The organism is Bacillus sp. JJ1474, assembly GCF_036965225.1.
Taxonomy (GTDB): Bacteria; Bacillota; Bacilli; order Bacillales; family Cytobacillaceae; genus Cytobacillus.
Genome location: NZ_JBALPC010000008.1, coordinates 28052 through 48832, shown reverse-complemented (window position 1 = coordinate 48832; position 20781 = coordinate 28052). Strand labels below are relative to the sequence as shown.

General features: G+C 40.0%; 13 protein-coding genes. 5 read left to right on the top strand and 8 right to left on the bottom strand.

What is annotated here, in order from left to right:
- Positions 1-266: 266 nt before the first annotated feature.
- From V7164_RS01345 to V7164_RS01315, 7 genes are all read right to left on the bottom strand, one after another.
- A complete protein-coding gene (locus V7164_RS01345) occupies positions 267-2210 on the bottom strand; it encodes a WD40 repeat domain-containing protein (RefSeq protein WP_335353266.1) in 1944 nt (647 codons plus the stop codon).
- A gap of 134 nt (positions 2211-2344) precedes the next feature.
- Positions 2345-4252, bottom strand: a complete 1908-nt coding sequence (locus tag V7164_RS01340) for an N-acetylmuramoyl-L-alanine amidase (RefSeq protein ID WP_335353265.1) — start codon at positions 4250-4252, stop codon at positions 2345-2347.
- A 190-nt stretch (positions 4253-4442) separates the two neighbouring features.
- Positions 4443-4799, bottom strand: coding sequence for a hypothetical protein (locus V7164_RS01335; protein WP_335353264.1), 357 nt, complete (start codon positions 4797-4799; stop codon positions 4443-4445).
- 87 nt (positions 4800-4886) lie between these two features.
- The gene (locus tag V7164_RS01330; protein ID WP_335353263.1) at positions 4887-6017 is read right to left on the bottom strand and encodes a plasmid pRiA4b ORF-3 family protein; all 1131 of its coding nucleotides are present in this window, start codon (positions 6015-6017) and stop codon (positions 4887-4889) included.
- Between the two features lie 284 nt (positions 6018-6301).
- Entirely contained in the window at positions 6302-8116 is a 1815-nt protein-coding gene (locus V7164_RS01325) for an ABC transporter substrate-binding protein (RefSeq protein WP_335345204.1), read from the bottom strand.
- Positions 8117-8143: 27 nt separating this feature from the next.
- On the bottom strand, positions 8144-9658 hold the full coding sequence (locus V7164_RS01320) for an ABC transporter permease (RefSeq protein ID WP_335353262.1): 1515 nt from the start codon (positions 9656-9658) through the stop codon (positions 8144-8146).
- Between the two features lie 16 nt (positions 9659-9674).
- On the bottom strand, positions 9675-11051 hold the full coding sequence (locus V7164_RS01315; RefSeq protein WP_438824697.1) for an ABC transporter permease: 1377 nt from the start codon (positions 11049-11051) through the stop codon (positions 9675-9677).
- A gap of 462 nt (positions 11052-11513) precedes the next feature.
- On the opposite strand from V7164_RS01315, the gene V7164_RS01310 reads away from it, so the two are divergent.
- Positions 11514-13220, top strand: coding sequence for an ABC transporter ATP-binding protein (locus tag V7164_RS01310; protein ID WP_438824696.1), 1707 nt, complete (start codon positions 11514-11516; stop codon positions 13218-13220).
- Between the two features lie 173 nt (positions 13221-13393).
- Here V7164_RS01310 and V7164_RS01305 read toward each other — a convergent pair whose 3' ends face one another.
- Entirely contained in the window at positions 13394-13900 is a 507-nt protein-coding gene (locus tag V7164_RS01305) for a hypothetical protein (protein WP_335345208.1), read from the bottom strand.
- Between the two features lie 394 nt (positions 13901-14294).
- Here V7164_RS01305 and V7164_RS01300 point away from each other — a divergent pair, with 394 nt between their 5' ends.
- The 4 genes from V7164_RS01300 (at position 14295) to V7164_RS01285 (ending at position 20486) form a co-directional block, all read left to right on the top strand.
- Positions 14295-16856 (top strand): Ig-like domain-containing protein, encoded by a 2562-nt coding sequence (locus tag V7164_RS01300; protein WP_335353260.1) that lies wholly within the window; start codon positions 14295-14297, stop codon positions 16854-16856.
- Positions 16857-17020: 164 nt separating this feature from the next.
- The gene (locus V7164_RS01295; protein WP_335353259.1) at positions 17021-17572 is read left to right on the top strand and encodes a signal peptidase I; all 552 of its coding nucleotides are present in this window, start codon (positions 17021-17023) and stop codon (positions 17570-17572) included.
- Between the two features lie 109 nt (positions 17573-17681).
- Positions 17682-18875: a hypothetical protein gene (locus tag V7164_RS01290; RefSeq protein WP_335345212.1), complete on the top strand. Its 1194-nt coding sequence runs from the start codon at positions 17682-17684 to the stop codon at positions 18873-18875.
- Positions 18876-19214: 339 nt separating this feature from the next.
- Entirely contained in the window at positions 19215-20486 is a 1272-nt protein-coding gene (locus tag V7164_RS01285) for an erythromycin esterase family protein (protein ID WP_335353258.1), read from the top strand.
- Positions 20487-20781: the final 295 nt, after the last annotated feature.

Sequence of the window (20781 nt, the reverse complement as noted above, 5' to 3'; positions counted from 1 at the left end):
ATAATATTGTAGATTAATGAGTTGTAAGAGCCCCACTTACAGGTTTTTCTATTTTGCCGTTTCCGTTGCCTTTCATCAGAAATAGTAGTCTCATTTAATGTTAAAAAGGACTTTATCAGTCAATTTGGATGGTTTATCAGCCAATTTTGATAGTTTATCAGCCAAATTAGGCACTTTGTCAGCCAACTTACATTTTATCGTTAAAAAATACGATAAAAGCCTACCAATCTATATTAGACTGATAGGCTTATATCCAGCTTCAACACTTATTCGATTTTCCACAACTCATCCTTATTCGTAAAATAAATAACCCCGTCCAGTCCCTTTGTTAGTCTTTCTGCACCATTTTTATGAAGAATTTCCAATTTAAACGTGCCTGGGTGGACTCTAAATAGTGTATTTTCCACTGTTCCGTAAATATATTGATCATTTCCGATCACCAGCGTGCCATTTCGGAAACGGCCGCTCGTATTTTTGACGACATTAACCGTTTGCGTTTTCTTCTTATGCGGATCATAAGCAAAGAAATTGCCATCTGATAATCCATATACCCTCCCTTTGTCATCTGCTGTCAGAGCATGAATCATTCGGGGCTTCTTAATGCCTAGTGGCAGAATTTCTATTTTTCCGCCAGGAGATTTGCTCTTTAATCGGAAGAAAACCGCATTTTGCTTGCCCTCCAAATCTTTACCGCTAAAAATGGAGGTGCCCCCATATACATAGCCTTGATGGGCAGTTAGGGAAATAATACTTTGATCCTTCACTATATTTCTTCTTACTGACAGGCTATTTTTGCCCGTATCATAAATGGTTAAACTGCCTCCCGCTTCACCATTTCTAGGATGAGTACCGATGTATAAATAGGAGGTTCCCGGTGCACTTGTCATCGTAACCGGCCGGTCCTGTCCGTTGCCAATCGTCTTTAAAGGCTGTACTTTAGGAGTGCCAGACATCATCAACTCATTGATATTCCCGCCAGGATAGACACCCATATAAAATCGGCCATTCACCGCTGCGAAACCTTCCACTTGACCAACCTTTTGGATGGTTGAAAAGGAATCCGCACCCGGCTGATATACACCCATTTTCTCCGAAACATAGCTGCTAATATAAATATTGCCATCCGGACCAGCGGCTAAATTATATATCGGTACCCCAAGAGCCGGAAGAGGAAAACGATCCACCACTAGTTCCTCCTTCCCCAAGTCATAGGTGAAGAAAGTTCCGGTATTTCCTAACAATCCAGTTAAAAACATTTTCGTTCCCTGCTTCACAAAGTCAAGTGAAACCGCCTCTGTCCCCTGCAAGGCCCTTTTGGATGGTGTTATTTTTCCAGTGGATAACTCAAGCTTTTGCAGGTGAAAATCATTAGTAAAATAAACATCCTTCCCGTTCGGAGCCAGTTTCGAAACCCCTCTTGATTTCGCCTTTAGCTCACCCTTGAACTTCAGTGACTTGGCATCAAACATGAGAATCTTATCCTGCTTCTCTAGCTTGGCAAACAACACTCCCCCAGCTTGATCCAGATCATAAATAGAAGAGATGCTCTTCTTATATGAATCAGGCAAAATGGATTTCTTTGTATTTGTTTTTAAATTCCAGGCAATCAAATCGGCATTGGCCCCTACGCCAACAAACATCGTATCGGTGGAAGGATCATATGCAAGACTTCGCCCAATTGTTTTTCCTTTTGATGCTTGTCCCAGATTCTCGAACTTTCCGCCGTTGTATTTGAAAAGCCCGCCCTCATAGGAGGTGCTTCCATAGATATTCCCATTTTTATCAACTTCAATATCATGAATCGAGGTGCTGCCGCTCGTTGCCTTCCCAAGATCCGTCAGCTTTTTTTGATTGGGCTGATATTTATAAAGTTTGTTTGAAGGCGTGCCTCCAATCCAAACCTCACCCTTCCCATCCGTTTGAATGGCCCAGCCACTTGTCGAACCCGCCAAAGGCTTTTGGTCCACCATCGTTTTCGTAAAAATATCAAAAACAACTAACTGGGCTGGCTCCCCTTGTAAAACGATATACATAAGGGCATTCCCATTGGCATCATTTCCGGATGTAGCCGTTATGGCTGTGCTATTTGTAATCGGTTTGCCGATCTTGGTGATTTTTTTAGGAGAACTTGCTGAAACTTTCCCTAATTCAAAAGGGGATAAGATTAAAAATAAACATAAAACGAATAATAGCAACTGCGACTTCTTCATTTCCATTTTCCCTCTTCCATTTGTGATAGTCATATTTTACTATAAAACACGAAGGAGTTACCGACTTTTTCCAATATACTGACTTAATATAAAAAATGCCCCAAAGTTTTCCTCTGGGGCATCCTCTATTTCTATTAATTCACTACATCCACATCACTCTTCTTTACAAATCCCAAACGATGATTAAAGTAGATTTGATAATATTCATCCTGACCTTTTACGACTTGGTTTGTAGAAGGATCATTAAAGATTTTCGCATGGTAGTAATCTGATTGAATCGGTCCAGTTGCGACATAGGATTGGCCTTTTGGAATTTGATAGAGTGGATCTGCAATCCCCCTTGCCGATTCTGCTATCCCTGTCCCATCATAGGCAGATTGTTCTGGATAGGCGGCACCATAGACAGGAATGGAATCTAGCCCTTCTTTAGGAGTAATGAGAATTCCGTTGCCTGGAACGGTATATTTATTATTTGGATTATAGAACCAAGCCTTTTGTCCGCCAAAGTCGATAGCCGTCCAATCACCTTGCTGATCTACTTGATAATAGCTTTGCCCGATTGCTGCCTTGTTGCCCCAATCATTAAGATTGGTCGTTCCTTTTCCTCCGCTTTTATGAAAATGAGGGTCACTAATTAGCGGGGCCTCGAAGCTCGGTTCCGTGTATAAATGAATGAGACTGGAAGATTGAGGTTCCAGTAATTGATTCGCGTATGTGAAGGACGGTTTATTTGTGTTGTAATTTGGTTTGATTGTTACAATACCGCTATGCTTATCTCCTTTGCTCGGGTTAATCGGTTCGCCGAGGAGATTAAAGAAATGGGACCAATCCCAATAGGCGCCTGGATCCCAATGCATCAGTCCTTGTCTGGCAGGAGTCAATCCAGGAATTTCATCATGGCCGATAATATGCTGTCTGTCGATTGGAATATCAAATCTTTCCGCCAAGTATTTTACTAGTTTTGCAGAGGAGCGATACATTTGTTCGGAGTACCATTCTGTTCCCTTGGCGGCAAATCCTTCATGCTCAAAGCCGATGGAATGCATATTGAAGTACCAATTCCCCGCATGCCAAGGAACATCTTCAGGTCTAACCATCTGTGTGATTTTTCCAGTATCGGAATCTAGGATGTAGTGGGCGCTAACAAACGATCTATTTCTAAAATGGTTAATCGCAGATTGTGCGCTGCCTTCAATATCGTGAATGATAATATAGCGGATGTCGAGACCATCGTGTGGACGATTGGCAATATCGTAGTTACCGTAATTGGTAGGGCTGCTGGAGAATTGTTCGTATAAAGCCGGGATGAAGGAGCACTCTAGTCCATTCGGACAGTCCGTACCAGTGAATTTTGCATTGCGTAGAGGGATGGAGTCTGCTGTCGATTTATTAGGTGTGACTGCTTCAGCCTTCATACTAACTTTTTGACCAGTGATTGTTGTTCTTTCGGCACCTTCTTGCATGGTGGCATATACCTCGTCAGCAAATTCTTTGGCGACGGTGTCGAATTCGGATCCGCTGTATTTCACGATGGCTCCATACCAATCAGAAGAATCAGTTGGAATATCTCCTGCTGTTTCACGTGCGTATTCGGCTAGTAAGGCTGCACCGCCGCGGATATTTTGTTCTGCATCACTCTTTAATGCTTCTGGGTCAACTCCTATTAGATTTGCGGCTTCGTCTAGTGTGTTGATTACGGAATTATCCGCACTTTGAGCTCCAGCATCCTCACCCTTTCCATGAGCAAGCTCGTCTCCATCAATCTGAACAAGGTTCATCACCCCATAACCGCCAACCTCGCTATGTCCTTTGTAATGATCCCACCGAGACTGATTGTAGGCGACTGCCATTAAAACATTATGCGGGACTTTAAATTCCTCTGCCGCTTTCTCGAACGCCTGCTGCAAAGCTTCTGAATTCATGGTACTTTCAGCCGCTGCATATTCGTTGGCAGTCGACATGAACCCAGATGGAACAACCAAGCCAGCCGCTAAAGCAACTGTCAAGAGCGTTGCTGAAACTTTACGCATAGAAAACCCCATACCTCTTCCTCCTTTATTTAAAAATATAAGGAAGGAATTCCAGCTTGAGAGTCATATCCCTGCTTGAAATGGGAAAATGATCCAAAGTACATATGGGGTTATTCCTTGCCTAGGTATATGGTGGGAAAAGTTAGCGGACCTATAGTCATGTGTGAATTCTAGTGGATTTTGCAGTATGTCAGAATTTCACCTAATCCCTACTCTCACAAAATATACTATGCTGGATAGTTTTTTGGATTTGCTTTTTCCTGTAAAATAAATCACTTTGATGGACAGGTTTTACTGATTTCACAGATTCCTGTCCAATAAAACTACTTTGATGGACAGGTTTTTCCGTTTTCACAGTTTCCTGTCCAATATAACCACTTTGATGGACAGGTTTCTCCGATTTCACAGATTCCTGTCCAATAAAACTACTTTGATGGACAAGTTTTTCCCATTTCATAGATTCCTGTCCAATAAAACCACTTTGATGGACAGGTTTTTCCGATTTCATAGATTCCTGTCCAATAAAACTACTTTGATGGACAGGTTTTTCCCATTTCATAGATTCCTGTCCAATAAAACACTTTACAAGAACCCTTCTGCCGCCCTTCTAAGTATTCAGTAAGCCATAAAAGATACTAATAACCCATCACATATTTTTAAGTTCTCTATTTACTTCCTCAATATCAAAATCCTTATAGCCCTGCATTTTCCCCCACTCGACTATATGGTTATGGTCAGGGTGCATGGGATCAGCAAGGATTTTTAAAAACTCCTCAAAACCATAGGTCCCTCCAACATCTTCTGGAGGTGTATTGCCTCCTCCTTCAAGGCAAACAGGATAGTTGGCATTATAATTGTCCATTACTTCCTCCACCTCGATATCGTGCTGCCAGTTATCACCGAAGTCGTAATTATATTTCAGCCTCTTGTATGCAGGGATATATTCTGATAACTTAATATCGGTATCAAGCTTCATCTCAACATCATTCCGGTAGGCAAAAGCTTCTTCGTGACTAACCAGATTCACCATTGGTTTAAGCCCCTCCTTATGATGAGCAGAATGATTTGTTGATAAGACATGTTCAGATGGTGCATTACCATAAACATAAAATTCATGGAGATGATAGTTCCGCCATCCGAAGGCTGCCTGAAGAATATGATGCAAATGATTAAAGGTCGTATTTATCGGAACAAGAATTCGTCGCCAAACATTCCTATTTTCCAGCCTAAGTGTGACTTTCAGTTGTACCGCCTTCGTCATAAAAATAGATTCACCAGCAAATTCTTCTAGATCCTTATACATCTCTTCGTTTGGCACAATATATTTATTTTTCCCATCACCCACAAGAAAGCGGCTGACCCGCATACTCATCCTTGTATTGAAGATAGAATCGTTTTCCAGTAGCTCCTCGAAAAAATAAACATTTTCACAAGCCTTATTCATTCTTGCTACAGAGGTACGGTCCTTTGTTTTTGTATAGCTGATTTCCTTAGATTGGGAGAGAAACTTTTCTATTACCTCATCCTTAATTCCCTCTTCCCTAAATGTCTCACGAATTCCTTGTAATATAACTTCATCGAGATTTTTAAATTCCTTCGCTTTTAGTCCGTGCAAAACAACCACATACCTATTTTGATCATTCACAAGTACAATAGTCTTCCTGCGGTTAAGGGTGATTAAATGGGCATGCCATGAAAAAAGTGGTTCTTCCTTTACCTGAATATCAGATTTGATATCAAGTTGGTCTAAAAGTTTCTTTGTACATTGAATGAGCATTTATTGGACTCTCCCTTACAGTTTTCTGCAAATATTAACTTAGATTATACAGGAAACCATTCATTAACTAAAAAAACAGAAACATTGTAGCCTTTCACAATCTCATTTAATGTCAAAAAACACTTTGTCAGCCAAATTGGATGGTTTATCAGCCAATTAACGCCATTTATCAGTCAAATCATGGGGTTTATCAGCCAATTTCCTTTTGTTCCTCAATTAATCGCATCACAGCACAAAAAAAAAACGGATCGGCGCCCACGCACCCATCCGTTTTTCTCTATGCATTATTTACTAGACTGATATTTTTCAAGGAATTCTTTCACTTTAGCAGGATCTGCTTTCAGCTCGAGTCCAGTTTTGACAAGCGGGCTTACTGTGGATACAGCTTTGACCTTCTTGCCATGGTAGTAGCTAAGAATTTCATCTTGGTTAATGGAGTGTAGAATGGCTTTTCTTAAGTCTTCACTCTTGGCCACATCTCGATTAGCTGTGTTGAAAAGCAGGTAAGATACACCGTTGCTTTCCATACTTTGAAGTTTTAACTTGCTGTCGCTCTCAACGGTTTCTTGTTTGTTTTCAGGAATGCCGTATAATACGTAAGTTTCGCCGTTACGTAAGGCAGATAGAGAACTATCTATATCTTTGATGAAGCGAAGTTTAATATTAGCAATCTTTGGCTCGTGCTCTGTTCCTTTCATGTAGCCAGGGTTTTTGTAGAAAATGGCTTCATAATCGTTCTTGTGTGAAAGGATGTATGGGCCGCTTGTGTATAAAGTGTTGTTGTATTTGTCGCCTTCTGTTACTGTGTTTTGGTCTCCATACGGAATATCCTTGTTTACATCAAAGGTTGCTACGTCGTAAGTGTTAATGCTTTCGACTTGCTTTTTAGAAACGATCCCAGCTGATTGGTGTGCTAAATAGTTAAGCACTTGCGGGAAAGGTTCTGTTGTTGTTACTTTTACAACTTGATATTTACCTTCTTTATTGTTCGCTTGTGTTTTATCTGCAACGAGTTCAGTAATTTTAGTATCTAAGCCATTTTCAAGAGCTGCTTTGACAGAGTCGCTGCCGCTAGATTGTTTCACTTGATCAAGTGCATTTAAATCAGTTACAACTTCAACATCCTTAATATGCTCGTGCAAGCTGTATGTGCGGTGATCAGGCACGGAATCTTTATTTTTCGCACGGTCTAAAGAGAAAATAACATCGTCTGCACCAACACGTTCGCCTGTATCAACTGCTTTTTTATCAGTGATTTTCGCAAAATTAATATCATCTCTTAAGATGAAATAATACTCTTCATTACCTTCTGCAATACTATGGTTAAGAGAAAGTGAGCCGTCAGATGTAATTTTGTCATCATCTGTTAAGTTAATTAAACGAACATACATATTTGTATTAATCTGATTGATGGAACCATCATTTCCCTTGATTGGGTCAAGTGATGTTAAAGTCGACATAGTCTGAGACAAAATAAGCGGTTCTGTTGCACGTTTTGATTCATCAATAAAATCAATCGGCTCCCATGCAAGTGCACGAGATTTAGAAAGTCTAACAGATTCAGGCTTTAATACGTCTTTGTTTACTGCCTGTGATTTTAAAGAAATGTACAATGGTGCAATATAAGCCTTGTCAAATACTAGACTCTGTTCCAATTGCTTATACGTTTCTGCATATTCCTCAGGAGTTTGCGTGCTTGCTTTATCAATTAGGTCATCAATTTCAGAATCAGCTAGGATGCTATAATCTCCGCCTGTTTTAAATAGTGAACGGACAGCGTAATCTGGATTTCCTGTTACAGTTGTCCAGCTAGATAATGCTGCATCATAGTTACCTGCATCTTGTTGAGCTTTAAAGCTGCCATAGTCAGGTTGAATATTTAGTTTTACTTTAAATCCATTTTTAACAAGCTGGTCACGGAGAATATTTAGATCTTCCTCCCCGCTACTCATTCCAAGTAATTCGATTTCAACTTGCTCGCTAGCAGTACCGCCAGCTTTAGAATCAGATCCAGCTTTTTCATTAACATCTGATTTAGTTTTCACACATCCTGCCAGCATTAAGACGAAGGCAAGGAGTAGTGGAATCATTTTTTTCATAATCTTTCCTCCTAAAATTTAATTATATTAATCAAGCTTCGGGTCAAGAGCATCCCTAAGCCCATCTCCCAAAAAGTTAAAGGATAAAACGAGAGCAATAATAGCCAGCCCCGGATAGATGGCTAAATACGAATGGGATTCAAGATAGGTACTGCCAATTTTCAATATGTTTCCCCATTCCGGAATATGCGGCTCGACACCTAGGCCCAGATAGCTTAAGCTGCTTGTGGCAATAACCGCACCGCCAATAGTTAGTGTAGATTTCACAATCATAGGGGCAAGTGAATTAGGAACCACATGCTTAAAAATAATTGATAGATTGCTAGATCCGAGTGCACGCGCAGATTCAACATATTCATAGTTTGAAACCATCAGAACGTTGGCACGCATCGTTCTCGCGTACGTTGGAATGGACCCGACACTAAGGGCAATCACAAGGGTCATAGCGTTAGAACCAAAAGCGGCAATAATAACAATCGCCAGTAATATACCTGGAATCGCGTACAATATATCAAGCAAGCGCATAATAATATTGTCCGTGCGGTTTCCATAATAGCCAGAAATCGCTCCTAAGAATCCTCCAATCAAAAATGGAATCGCGGTCGATAATACCCCAACAATGAGAGAAATCCTTGCCCCGAAAACAATTCGAGAAAATAAATCCCTGCCAAAATTGTCTGTTCCAAGCGGATAAGTAAGACTCGGAGCCTGCAGAATAGCACTATAATCGTTATCCACTGCCATGCTATAATCAAAGGTCAAATAACTGCAGATGGAAATCGAAAAAATAAAGATGATAAAAAACAATCCTAGCATAGAGGTCGTATTCGTTGAAATTTTCTCCCAAATTTTATACCACTTACCTATACTAATTTCATTGTTTCTCCATTTTTCTTTTATAAAATGAATGCCTATTACTAGTGCAAAAAGGTTGCCAGTAATAGCAGTCAATACTAAAGGTATACCCAAAAAGAACTTCCATTTTTCCTTGCCACTGCCTCCTTGATCCTTTGCAGTAAAAATAAGGACTGCCAAATAGAATACCGCCGTAATAATTAGGAAGCCCATTGATGGCAGAAAGGTATCAGAGACATAAGGCTTGAAAAGATTCAGTGCTGACACGGCAATAATGAAAAATTGAGTGAGTAGCATGTAAACAGCAAATATATATTCGGGTGATTTTTCTCTTTTAATTAGCTGAAAGGCAAAAGTCGCCACGAATACATTTGCTGTTAAAATACTTAATAGCTGAAAGTATCCTAGAACTCTAGTTGACTTTCGTATTTCGCCAGACTTTTTAAGATCTTGCTTAATTTTCAACGTAATGACGATTTGTACAAGCGTAAACAGCGCATATGCGATAAAAACACCAAACACAAATGGCTTAATGGTATTTACAGAAAAATTAAAGCTGCTATATAGAAAAATAATGGTCAAGGCAAGCGATGTGATCGATGTAAAGCTTGCCTGCCTGTATTCTGGTGAAGTTTTTAGTGCGTGCTGCTTAAAATAGCTTTCATTTTCCCTCATATGAGTAGACATCTTCTATACACCTGCTTTAATATTGTTTCATTTTTGAACGGATCCGCGGGTCAAAAAACGCATACAGAATATCGATCAATAAATTAATTAAAGAAATGGTAATCGCAATGTAGACAACTCCACCCATAATACTCGGGATATCAGGTATAAATTGCTTATCAACAATATAGCTTCCAATTCCGCTAATATTAAATACCTTTTCTGTAACAGCCGCTCCACCAAGCATGCCGCCAAACATGAGGCCAATAACCGTAATAACAGGAATCATCGCATTGCCCACCGCATGCTTCCATAATACTTGGCGTTTATTTAGTCCCTTGGCTTTCGCTGTAATAATATAATCTTCATTAATTACTTCAAGTGTGGCCGAGCGGGTCATCCTAGCGATTGAGGCAGTTAAGCCCGTTCCTAGAACAACTGCAGGCATAATAATGGATAGCCAGTTTTGCGGATTGAAGGTGGCTGGCAGCCATTGTAATTTAATCGAGAAATTTAAGATAAAGATAAGCCCTTGCCAAAAGTTAGGGATTGATAATCCGATAAGAGCAATAAACATAAACGTATAATCAAAGAAAGAATTTGGCCTTGTTGCTGAAATAATTCCGATCGGAATCGAAATAACAATCGCCATGATTAAGGCTATGAGTGTGAGCGTTAACGTGATTGGGAACTTTCTAGCAATACTTGCAGCAACCTCTTCATTACCAGAATAGGAGGCTCCTAAATCAAAGGTGAAAATCCCTTTCATGGCATTCCATAATTGTGTCAGATAAGGTTGATCAAGACCGTAAATCTGATTAAAGGCTGCAATCTGTTCCTTTGTAGCCGTTTCCCCGAGTATATTAGCTGCCGGATCGAAAGGTGAAATATACAAAATACTAAATACGAAAAACGCAACACCTACAATAACGAATATACTCATGACCAATCTTTCAAATATATATTTCAAATAAGGGTTGCTATGTATGAAAATTAAAAGATACATAGGCAATCCGGGTAAAAACGTTAATAATAGAAACAGCGGATGTTTGATGAGCGAATGAAAAATAGATTCATAAGTTAATCTTTCATGCCCTTGCTGTTCTAAGAGCTCAGCTGTTCTTTCAGCCACTATTTTTTGAAACTGTTCTTCAGCCCAAATTGCCGCAAGCTGATGCGTTTTGGCTTCCTCTTGCTTTTGTCCGAAAAACGCTTGTTTCCGTAATATTTGGTCCCTATATTGTTGCTTTAACTGTTCCCTTAGCCCGGACTCAGCAAGTTGGTTCTCTTTTTCCTTAAACAGAGAGGAATATGTATCTCGTTTTCTGTTGTTAAGGTAAATAATAAAAACAATGAGATGCACCGGAAGGCCCAGAATATATATAAGCCATTTATAGGCAGGATGTGGCTGCATTTTCTTGTAAGATTGGCTTAAGGTTTCTGAAAAACTTAAGCTTTTCCTTAATTTATTCGCATCAGCACCCTTGATAACTTCCATGGAGATTTCCTCCTTCCTCGTATATTGCATTATTCCGACCAGTATAGTATATTTTAATTCTAATATTAAAGTCAATATGTAGTTATTATGCAAAAATAGTTATTCTTACTAGAATATGTGGCTGCTTGGCAGAATATATCTATTTTACTGGCTATAGTAGAGTTTATTGTTGATTACCAGCCTTATGCATGCGAACGGATTTTATTCAGGACGAAAACAAGAGAGATTAGGTATGTAAAGGCGGTTTGATCGCCAACAAAATTAATTATCAAACTAAAAACATTCATGTATATAAATAAGCAATTTAAAAACGTTGAATATGGGCAGGTGTGAAGTGTGGAACAAATATTGAAGATAAACAACCTACGAGTATCCTTCATGTCCCGAGATCATGAGTTTGAAGCAGTGCGAGGTGTGAGCTTTGAAGTCAGAAAAGGAGAGACTTTAGGGATTGTAGGGGAATCTGGAAGCGGGAAAAGTGTGACTGCAAGGTCCATTATGCGACTGCTCCCCTCTCCTCCCTCTTTTATGAAAGACGGCGAAATTCTTTTTCAAGGGGAAAATCTTGCGAACAAAACGGAAAAGGAAATGGAACATATTCGCGGTCGCGACATTAGTATGATTTTCCAGGACCCTATGACTTCCCTAAACCCAACCATCCGTATCGGAAAACAAATAGCGGAAAGTCTAATCAAACATCAAAAATTATCGAAAAAAGAAGCGAAGAATCAAGCAATAGAATTATTAAAATTAGTCGGCATTCGCGACAGTGAAACGCGTTATAATCAGTATCCCCATGAATTTTCAGGAGGAATGCGGCAAAGGGTCATGATTGCGATTGCACTCGCCTGCCGTCCAACGCTTCTAATTGCAGATGAACCGACAACTGCACTTGATGTGACCATTCAGGCTCAAATCTTAAACCTGATGAAAAATATGCAAGAACGATTTGGCACATCGATCATCTTAATTACCCATGATCTTGGTGTCGTTGCGGGTATGTGTGATCGGGTTGTCGTCATGAAAAACGGGGAAATTGTAGAGACCGGAACGACTGAGGAAATCTTTGAATCGCCAAAGCATCCTTATACGCTTAAACTGCTAAATGCACTGCCCAAACTTAATGAGAAAAAGAAACCAAAGCCTGCCCCTCTCATCTTGCCTGGCATTGATTCTAGTAAATCATTATTAGAAGTCCATGGCCTTAAGCAATACTTTGATCTAGGCAAGGGAAATGTTCTGAAAGCAGTAGATAATATTAGCTTTCAGATTAAACCGGGCGAAACATTAGGGCTTGTAGGAGAGTCTGGATCTGGCAAGTCTACAACAGGCCGAGCGATTTTGCGGCTTCATGAGCCTACTGGCGGCGAGGTGTTATACCAAGGGATTCCAGTTAATCGGCTTACCCAAAACGAAATGAAAACTATGCGCCGGCATATGCAAATGATTTTCCAGGATCCTTATGCATCACTGAATCCACGCTTTAAGGTTCTAGATATTATTGGGCAGGCACTGGATATTCATAAACTGTCACCTAGTAAAGAGGCACGGAAGAAAAGAGTGGAAGAACTGCTTGATATGGTTGGACTGGAACCATCACACGCCTTGCGCTATCCACATGAATTTTCAGGCGGTCAGCGTCAGCGGATCGGCATTGCCCGTGCCTTAGCTGTAGAGCCGAAATTCATCGTATGTGATGAGCCGCTATCAGCACTAGATGTTTCGATTCAATCACAAGTAGTCACCTTGTTAGAAGATTTACAGCATCGACTTGGCTTAACCTATTTATTTATTGCCCATGATCTTTCAATGGTCAAACATATTAGTGACCGTGTCGCTGTCATGTATCGGGGAAAAATTGTCGAGCTAGCCGAAAGTGAGGAGCTCTACTCCAATCCGCAGCACGCCTATACAAAGTCCCTGCTCTCTGCCATTCCGATTCCCGATCCGAAAATCGAAAGACAGAAAAAGAGAGTCTTGATGGAAGAGCAAACAGATGATGATAAATATCAATTAAGCACATCGGAGCTTGTTGAGGTATCAGATGGCCATTGGGTGGCCATGCCGAAAATTCCAGTGTACTAACCGTCCTGATGGGGGCGGTTTTTTTAATAGTAGTAATTAGAAAGTGGCGTCAAATGGTGAGTTGTTTCCAAAATTTCATGTGGAAACAAAGCACTAGCGAGATCCAAAAATGAGCCTGTCGAGAAAGTCAGGATAAACCGACTTCCTCGACAGGCCCCAAAACAAGTCATTTACTAAAATTCGGATCGTATCACTAAACTAGCATTTATCACATTTTCAATCCCATCAGCAAAATCATAGTCCTCCGCCACATATTCACTCCCATCGGAAGATATCAGCATGACCCAATTGCCTGCTAATACGTTGAGTAGAATTTTGGCCTGTTCAATGGACAGTTTCAATTGAGTAAATTTTCCGGGACTAAAGAGATAATCGCGTTCGGCCTCTAAGCCAAATCGCTCTTTTAGCCAGGTCTGGATGCCGCCATTTGTATTAAACTTCATTAGGTAGCCATTTTTTATAGCTGACTCTAAATCCTCACCATGATTTTCCGCATAGGTAAAAAAATCATCATATTGATAATATTGTTCCTCGGCAACTTTTAACGGAGTGGGATCTCCTTTTACCTTACTGGCAAGCAACACATCATCAGCTACACCAAATCTCCGTGCACGTTCTAGTAAAATAGCCGTTTTTTGTGAAATTTTCGCCCTTTCACTCATAGGAATACCTTCTTTCATTCAATTTTATATACTCCTAGTAAATTATAAAGGAAATATTCAAGTTATTTCACCATTTTCACCTGATTTTAAGGGGGCAGCAGTCTGATTTATTGTTAAAAATGAGTTTGTCAGCCGAATTGAATGGTTTATCAGCCAATTTTAGCACTTTATCAGCCAAATATGGAGGTTTATCAGCCAATCAATGCTATTTGTCAGCCAATTAATCACTTTGTCGCCAATTATGGTGATTTTCAGCCAATTCATAAAAACATCCCCCGCACTCTCACAAAATAGCATCTAATTGCCCTTCCCCATTGCCAACTCTCATGCCTTTTTATCTATTTATCTATCATTAATAATCTTTTAAAATGGGAATATATTTACATTAACCAGCACTAAAGGAGGCAAATGAATGAAGAAAAAGAAAATAATTTATACAGGGAGCGCTTCTATATTAGCTGTTTCTGCAATAATCACAACAAACCCAGCTGAGGCAGCATCCGTTAGCGAAGTGGAAAAGCTCGTGAAGGCGGCAAGGGATGCGGGGACAATTTTAAAATGGGCGATTTCGATTGAAGGAAGCGCAGATGGGAAAACCCGGCCATGGGTTGCCTATAATAACGCAAAAGCGGCCTATGATCAAGCAGTCAAAGCTGCGAACACATTACCGACAGCACAAAAAAATCGGTATTTAGCTGAGCTTGACGAACATGTCAAACTCCACATTAACCGAACGATGTATTATATTGATGCTATTACAGCCGGGGAAAAAATTAAGGCCAAGCAGCAGGCATTAACCCATCAACTAAACTTAAACCTGATTAATGATCAAACGGAATTGGCCTATCACGAGCTTTCAAGAGAAATCCGCAAGCAAGCCATTATGTTAGACCGTGTTTATGGAAAGTCAACACGTGACCTGATCCGCTCCCACTACAAGCAGTCTGCTGAGAAAGTGCGGGACAGCGCGATATATGCGGTTACGGTTAAAATTGAACTTGATTTAGCCCAAAGATCTATAGCAAGCGGCAATTTTTCAAAAGCAGAAACTCATCTCAGTGAAGCTCGAACATACTTGCCATATGTCAGCAATTCAGTTATTAAAAAAACATTAACCGATCGCCTTAATTCCATCTCTGCAACGTTCACCCCAAAAGTCGATAAAGTCAGTGCTGCCGAGCCAAAGCGGATTAAGGTTGTATTCAGCAAAGCGATGTTAGCTGGCACAGGATCAAACGGAGCCGAAAATTTGTCTAACTACTTTGTATCTGGCAGAGCGATTAAAAGCGTCAACCTCTCTGCTGATAAAAAGACAGCCGTTATCGAATTGCACGAACCGCTCTATCCTAATTCTTCTTACACGGTAACAGTGAAGAAAAATATCCAAACAGTCAACTACGAGTCTTTAGGGCAGAACGACTATGTCACCACTTTTACATTCTCTGACAAAATCAAACCAACCATCACGACAGTCAAAACCCAATCTAACGGGAATGTTGAGGTAACTTTTTCCGAGCTAATTGCCTTTAATTCACCTATTGCGATTACAATTGACGGCAAAGCAGTTAAATACAATCAGCTGAACAGTGATACAGACACGATCGTGGTCCCTAAATCTGAGCTTGACCGGATCAGCCTGCGAAAAGGGCGCTCCTATTCAATAGTCGTAACTGGCGCAAGAGATTTAGTGATCAATACCCCAAATACAATGGACACCTATAGAAGCACTTTCCTATATAACCCAGCAGCCGACACCACACCTCCAGAAGTGAAATCTCTACAAGTAAAAGACGAAAAAACATTCACCATTGAATTTACCGAAACACTATCCAGTTTCACAGCGTCCAGCCATCTCATTATCAAAAAAGGCAACACAACGATTAAAACTGCTTCTGTAAAAGATATTTCAGACGGCAGCAAAACTAAATTTGACATTGAATTGCCTGCATCTGTTTATGGAACAAACGAAATATCTGCTAGATTAAACATCTCGGTTAAAGGCTATAAGGATCTGGAAGATAACACCGGAAAGACATATGACCGAACGATTACCATCAACAAGGATTTATCACCGCCGCAATTTGTTCAAGCTGCTTATGATAAAAATAAAAATGAAATTCATCTCACTTTTAATAAAACGTTAAAATCTGGGCTTCCAACTGCCAGCAAAATTAAAGTAACCGACCAAAACAATAAATCCGTACAGGCAACAGTCAGATCAAACGTAGATAACAAAATGATCTTGGATGCAAATGGCCTTTCAGACGGACTCCTAACCATTTCAGTCGCAGAAGGAGCGGTTAAGGACAATACAATTTCCCAAAATAACAATCGCGCCTTTACTACTTCTATTACGAAAAAGTTCGATCAAGATAAGCCAGAGGTTACTTTTTTTGAAACATCTGCAAATGGACAATTCAAGGCGTCATTTAATGAACGTGTCCAAGCACAGTCAGCCACTTCTGCAGCAAATTACCTGTTGAATGGCAGGCCGATTCCCGTTCATTCTGTGTTAACTATAAGCAATGATCTTCAGGAAGTCACTATAACATTTCCGGAAGGCACGATCCCTTCTACAACCAAATACAACATTACAGCAAGCGGCATAAAAGATTTATCCGGCAACACGATGAATCCTTATACAGCCACAATCACTCTGGGCGATAATACGGAACCCGTCTTGACCGGAGCCGTCAAAAAAAATGATAACAAGATTTACCTTACCTTCTCTGAATCTATTTACTTAGAAAACAGCCATTCGGATTTCATTATTATTTTAGATAAAAAGCAAATTCCCTTAGAAAACTACTCGATTACAATAGGGGCCAATCAAAAAGAACTAATCATTCTTCCAGAAAAAGAAACGACCTTTGAAGGTGACAGCCTCACCATTCAAACAGCTGCCAAAACAACAATTAGAGATGAAGCATTTAATACGCTTAAATCCGGTACAACGATTACTGTGAAGCAATAAATAGGTAAAGGATTTGTTCATCATGATGGGCAAATCCTTTTTTATCGAATGATCGTTTCTAATTAAGAACAAATAGTCTTGAAATATTCCGTATAACGAATTATAATAAATTTAGTTGTTCTATAAAAAGAACAAAAGGCATTTCTTATAAAGGCGGTGTACTCATGACAAAAAAAATTTTAAGCTGGACTGGCAATATTTTTCTAGCAATCTTAATTCTTCTTAGTCTTTCCTCAATCTATTCTCTCTATCAATCAAAACAGAATCCTAATTATTTGCCATCTATCCTTGGTTTTAAGGTAATGACCGTATTGACAGGAAGCATGGAACCAAAATTAGAACCTGGTGATTTAGTAGCAGTTAAAGCCGTAGATCCTGAAAAACTAAAAGTAGATGAGATCATTACATACCGTAATAACGAAAACACTTTTGTGACTCATAGAATCATAGATTTAGTCAATCAGGATGGGAAAGTCTTTTTTCAAACGCAAGGAGATGCCAACAATATGGCGGATGAAGGCTTAGTTTCAGCCGAACAAGTAATCGGATCCGTACGCTTCCATATACCAAATGTTGGCTACCTAACAGATTTCATTAAAAGTCCCCCTGGTTTAATCATCATCGCAGCCATTTTCCTCGTTTGTATAGCCATAGGCATTAGTCAAAATTTCTTTTCAACCAATAGAAAAACACCGAAAAGCGAAATAAAAGCTTGAGATTCCTATGGTTTTTATAAAAAAAAACGCCTAATAGGGAGGTGAATCTCTTAAATAGCTAGTTTGGCAAATATCAAACATTACCTATTATCAAAGGAGAGATGAACGAGTGAAGAAGAAGATTGGAATAAGTTTAATTGCAGTCATTTTTGTAGCGATTGCCGTTATGGGGACAGTTGCTTATTTCTCCAAAAGCTTTACAAGTGATAACAACACTGCGACCGCGGCTAGCTTCGAGGTTGAAGCTGTGAACTCAGAAGGGACAACCATCGGAGATGCACAGTTTAATTTAGATGGAAAGCTATATCCAGGAATGAAACCAGTCGAAGTGTATAGCTTCAGCATTAACAAAAACAATACAGAAGTACCCGTACAATATAAAGTGAATTTAAATCCAAGCGGCAATTTATTCCCTGCAGATGGCACGACACCAATTAAACTGACACTGCAAAGAAATATGAACGGCGATTGGACAGATATCAATTACCAAACGGAATTTAAACCAGAAGCAGATGTAGAGAGCTTTAAAATTTTTGCCGAATGGCCACATGGGGACAATGACATTGCGTTCCAAGGGATGACGGGGAATATTAAATTAGAAGTGGTCGCAACTCAGATTGATGATGAGGAAGAGCCAGGCGAGCCTGAACCAGAGCCGGAAGATCCGAATGCAGAAAAAAGTACTGCCCAAATCACTTTGTATAAAGATAGTACCTCTTCCACAAACTTCATTGATTTTACAAACATCACAAATTTTAAACTAAAAAACAAACAGACTAGAAGAGAATATACAGTTGGAACAACACCTTCGAACCAAAGTCATGTTTACAAAATGAGCGAGATCCCAGTTGGCGAATACACGATTCATTTCGATGCACCAGCTGGCGTAAGTGTGAAGGAAATTCAGATTGGCGATGTATATAAAGAAACTATTTATCATGCAGACACTAATCCATTTGTCATTTCAAAAAGAACAAATGGACTATCTAACTATGTGAAAATTGTTTTAAAATCTGAACTAACATTAAAAGAAATCAAACCTTTAGAGGACCTGACAGTTCCTGCAAATATTTCTTACAACGATTTTCTAGCAGCATTGCCAAAAAAGGCAACAATCGTAGACTCTGCGAATCAGGAACATCAAGTCGACTTAAAATGGGATGTTCGTCCGTTTAATTTTGAAGGTTACAAAAAGCCTGGCACTACAACTCTTTGGAGTGAATTCTTTAAATTGCCTGTGAGCGTATCGAATTCGGATCCAGCACAGAGATTGGAAGTTACTTTGAAGGTGAATTTTCAGTAAACCATAATGCAGTATACCCCCATCTCTTCAGATGGGGTTTTTTGGGGGTCAGATAGGCCCCTGTCCCCTCTTCCCTATAAAAAAATGCAAATAAGCTTGCGGTGTACTTTTGATTTTTCGGCTACATATTAATCAATCGTTTAATTAAACTTTTACCAAAAGGTTATTTCGCCTCCCTAATATTCAAACGTTTGATTAGACATTTTTCCTGTTATTCCTACTAATCAAACGTTTGATTAGATCTTTTCAACCTTCATCACCCTACCCTCCACCGTAATAGATCTTAACTTTTAGGAAACAATATCCTAATAATTAGTCAACAGATATCGAGGGATGAAAATGAACGAACAATTAATTCAAGCCATTCAAGAGCATGCACGTCCATTTAATGAACTAGGGGATTTAGACGTTCTTATAAAAAGAATTAACGGTGAAAAGTATGTCCTGCTGGGCGAATCGTCACATGGAACGTCAGAGTTTTATAAAATTCGAGCTGAGCTTACAAAGAGACTCATTGTGGAAAAGGGATTTACCTTTATTGCTGTTGAGGGCGACTGGCCGGCCTGTCAGCAGGTTAACGAGTATATTAAAGGCTGGGACAACACATATTCCCGTGCTAGAGACGTTTTGCAATCGTTTAACCGTTGGCCGACTTGGATGTGGGCGAATGAGGAAATGATTGAGCTGATCGAATGGCTAAGGGACTATAATCGAAAGCAACCTCGGGGTAAACAAGTCGGCTTTTACGGGATTGACCTGTACAGCCTTTGGGAATCGATGGATGAAATAATGAAGTTTTTAGAGGAAACGAACTCCTCAGATATTGAAGCTACCCGAGAGACTTTTGCCTGCTTCGAGCCATTCAATCGACAGCCCGAAAAATATGGCTTATCGGCCGCCTTTTACGGAGAAGACTGTCGGGAGGAAGTCATAAAGCTGTTAACCGAAATCTCTTCAAAAAGAAATACTTATTCAGATCATGAAGAAAGTGGATTAAATCTCGAGGTCAATGCCCTCATCACGGCAAATGCGGAGAATTATTACCGGACGATGATAGTCCATGACAATGAATCGTGGAACATCCGAGACCGCCATATGGTTGAGGTTCTGAATCGAATTATGGCTTTCTTCGGAAATCAGGCAAAGGGAATCGTCTGGGAGCATAATACTCATGTGGGCGATGCCCGAGCCACATATATGGCGGATGCAGGAATGGTGAACGTTGGGCAGCTACTAAGAGAACAAGTAGGCGAGGAAAACATCTTTATTGTTGGCTTTGGCACACATCGCGGTTCCGTGATTGCCGCTCATCGCTGGGGTGATCATTTTAAAAAAATGATGACTCCTCCCGCTAAAGATGGGAGCTGGGAAGATCTGATGTACAAAGCTGGGCCGAAGGATAAAATAATCTTGTTTAATGATGAGAATAGGCATTTATTTAATCAAACGATTGGTCATCGTGCAATTGGCGTGGTTTATAGTCCGGTGAATGAACATTATGGGAATTATGTGCCGTCAAGGATGTCGGAACGATATGATGCGTTTGTTTATGTGAATAGTACGAATGCCCTAAATCCGCTTGGTGTTAAGGAAGGGGCAGGTGTCTTATAGATGGGGCGGTTGGTGGAACAGAGGGACAGGTACATTGTCCCTCCTCCCTTCTTGTCTATGCACCATTTCTTCATTTGAGAACGATAGCAATGAACAAATTCTTCTAACCCTTTATGGTGAGGCCTTTCCATGCGATTTTACCAAAACGAGTGCTATGAAAACTTCATGGTGCGGGTTTTTTATGCGGATATACCAAAACGCTTCCTATGAACCCTGTATGGCTTCCATTTGAGGCACTTTCTTTTCAAAACGCGTTCCATGAACCTCTCATGACTACCGTTTGAGGCACTTTCTT

What these genes read in the sequence shown, in the direction of transcription:
- V7164_RS01345 (WP_335353266.1), bottom strand. Translation starts at nt 2,210, where the DNA reads ATGAAGAAGTCGCAGTTGCTATTATTCGTTTTATGTTTATTTTTAATC.
- V7164_RS01340 (WP_335353265.1), bottom strand. Translation starts at nt 4,252, where the DNA reads ATGGGGTTTTCTATGCGTAAAGTTTCAGCAACGCTCTTGACAGTTGCT.
- V7164_RS01335 (WP_335353264.1), bottom strand. Translation starts at nt 4,799, where the DNA reads ATGAAATGGGAAAAACCTGTCCATCAAAGTAGTTTTATTGGACAGGAA.
- V7164_RS01330 (WP_335353263.1), bottom strand. Translation starts at nt 6,017, where the DNA reads ATGCTCATTCAATGTACAAAGAAACTTTTAGACCAACTTGATATCAAA.
- V7164_RS01325 (WP_335345204.1), bottom strand. Translation starts at nt 8,116, where the DNA reads ATGAAAAAAATGATTCCACTACTCCTTGCCTTCGTCTTAATGCTGGCA.
- V7164_RS01320 (WP_335353262.1), bottom strand. Translation starts at nt 9,658, where the DNA reads ATGTCTACTCATATGAGGGAAAATGAAAGCTATTTTAAGCAGCACGCA.
- V7164_RS01315 (WP_438824697.1), bottom strand. Translation starts at nt 11,051, where the DNA reads ATGCAGCCACATCCTGCCTATAAATGGCTTATATATATTCTGGGCCTT.
- V7164_RS01310 (WP_438824696.1), top strand. Translation starts at nt 11,514, where the DNA reads ATGTCCCGAGATCATGAGTTTGAAGCAGTGCGAGGTGTGAGCTTTGAA.
- V7164_RS01305 (WP_335345208.1), bottom strand. Translation starts at nt 13,900, where the DNA reads ATGAAAGAAGGTATTCCTATGAGTGAAAGGGCGAAAATTTCACAAAAA.
- V7164_RS01300 (WP_335353260.1), top strand. Translation starts at nt 14,295, where the DNA reads ATGAAGAAAAAGAAAATAATTTATACAGGGAGCGCTTCTATATTAGCT.
- V7164_RS01295 (WP_335353259.1), top strand. Translation starts at nt 17,021, where the DNA reads ATGACAAAAAAAATTTTAAGCTGGACTGGCAATATTTTTCTAGCAATC.
- V7164_RS01285 (WP_335353258.1), top strand. Translation starts at nt 19,215, where the DNA reads ATGAACGAACAATTAATTCAAGCCATTCAAGAGCATGCACGTCCATTT.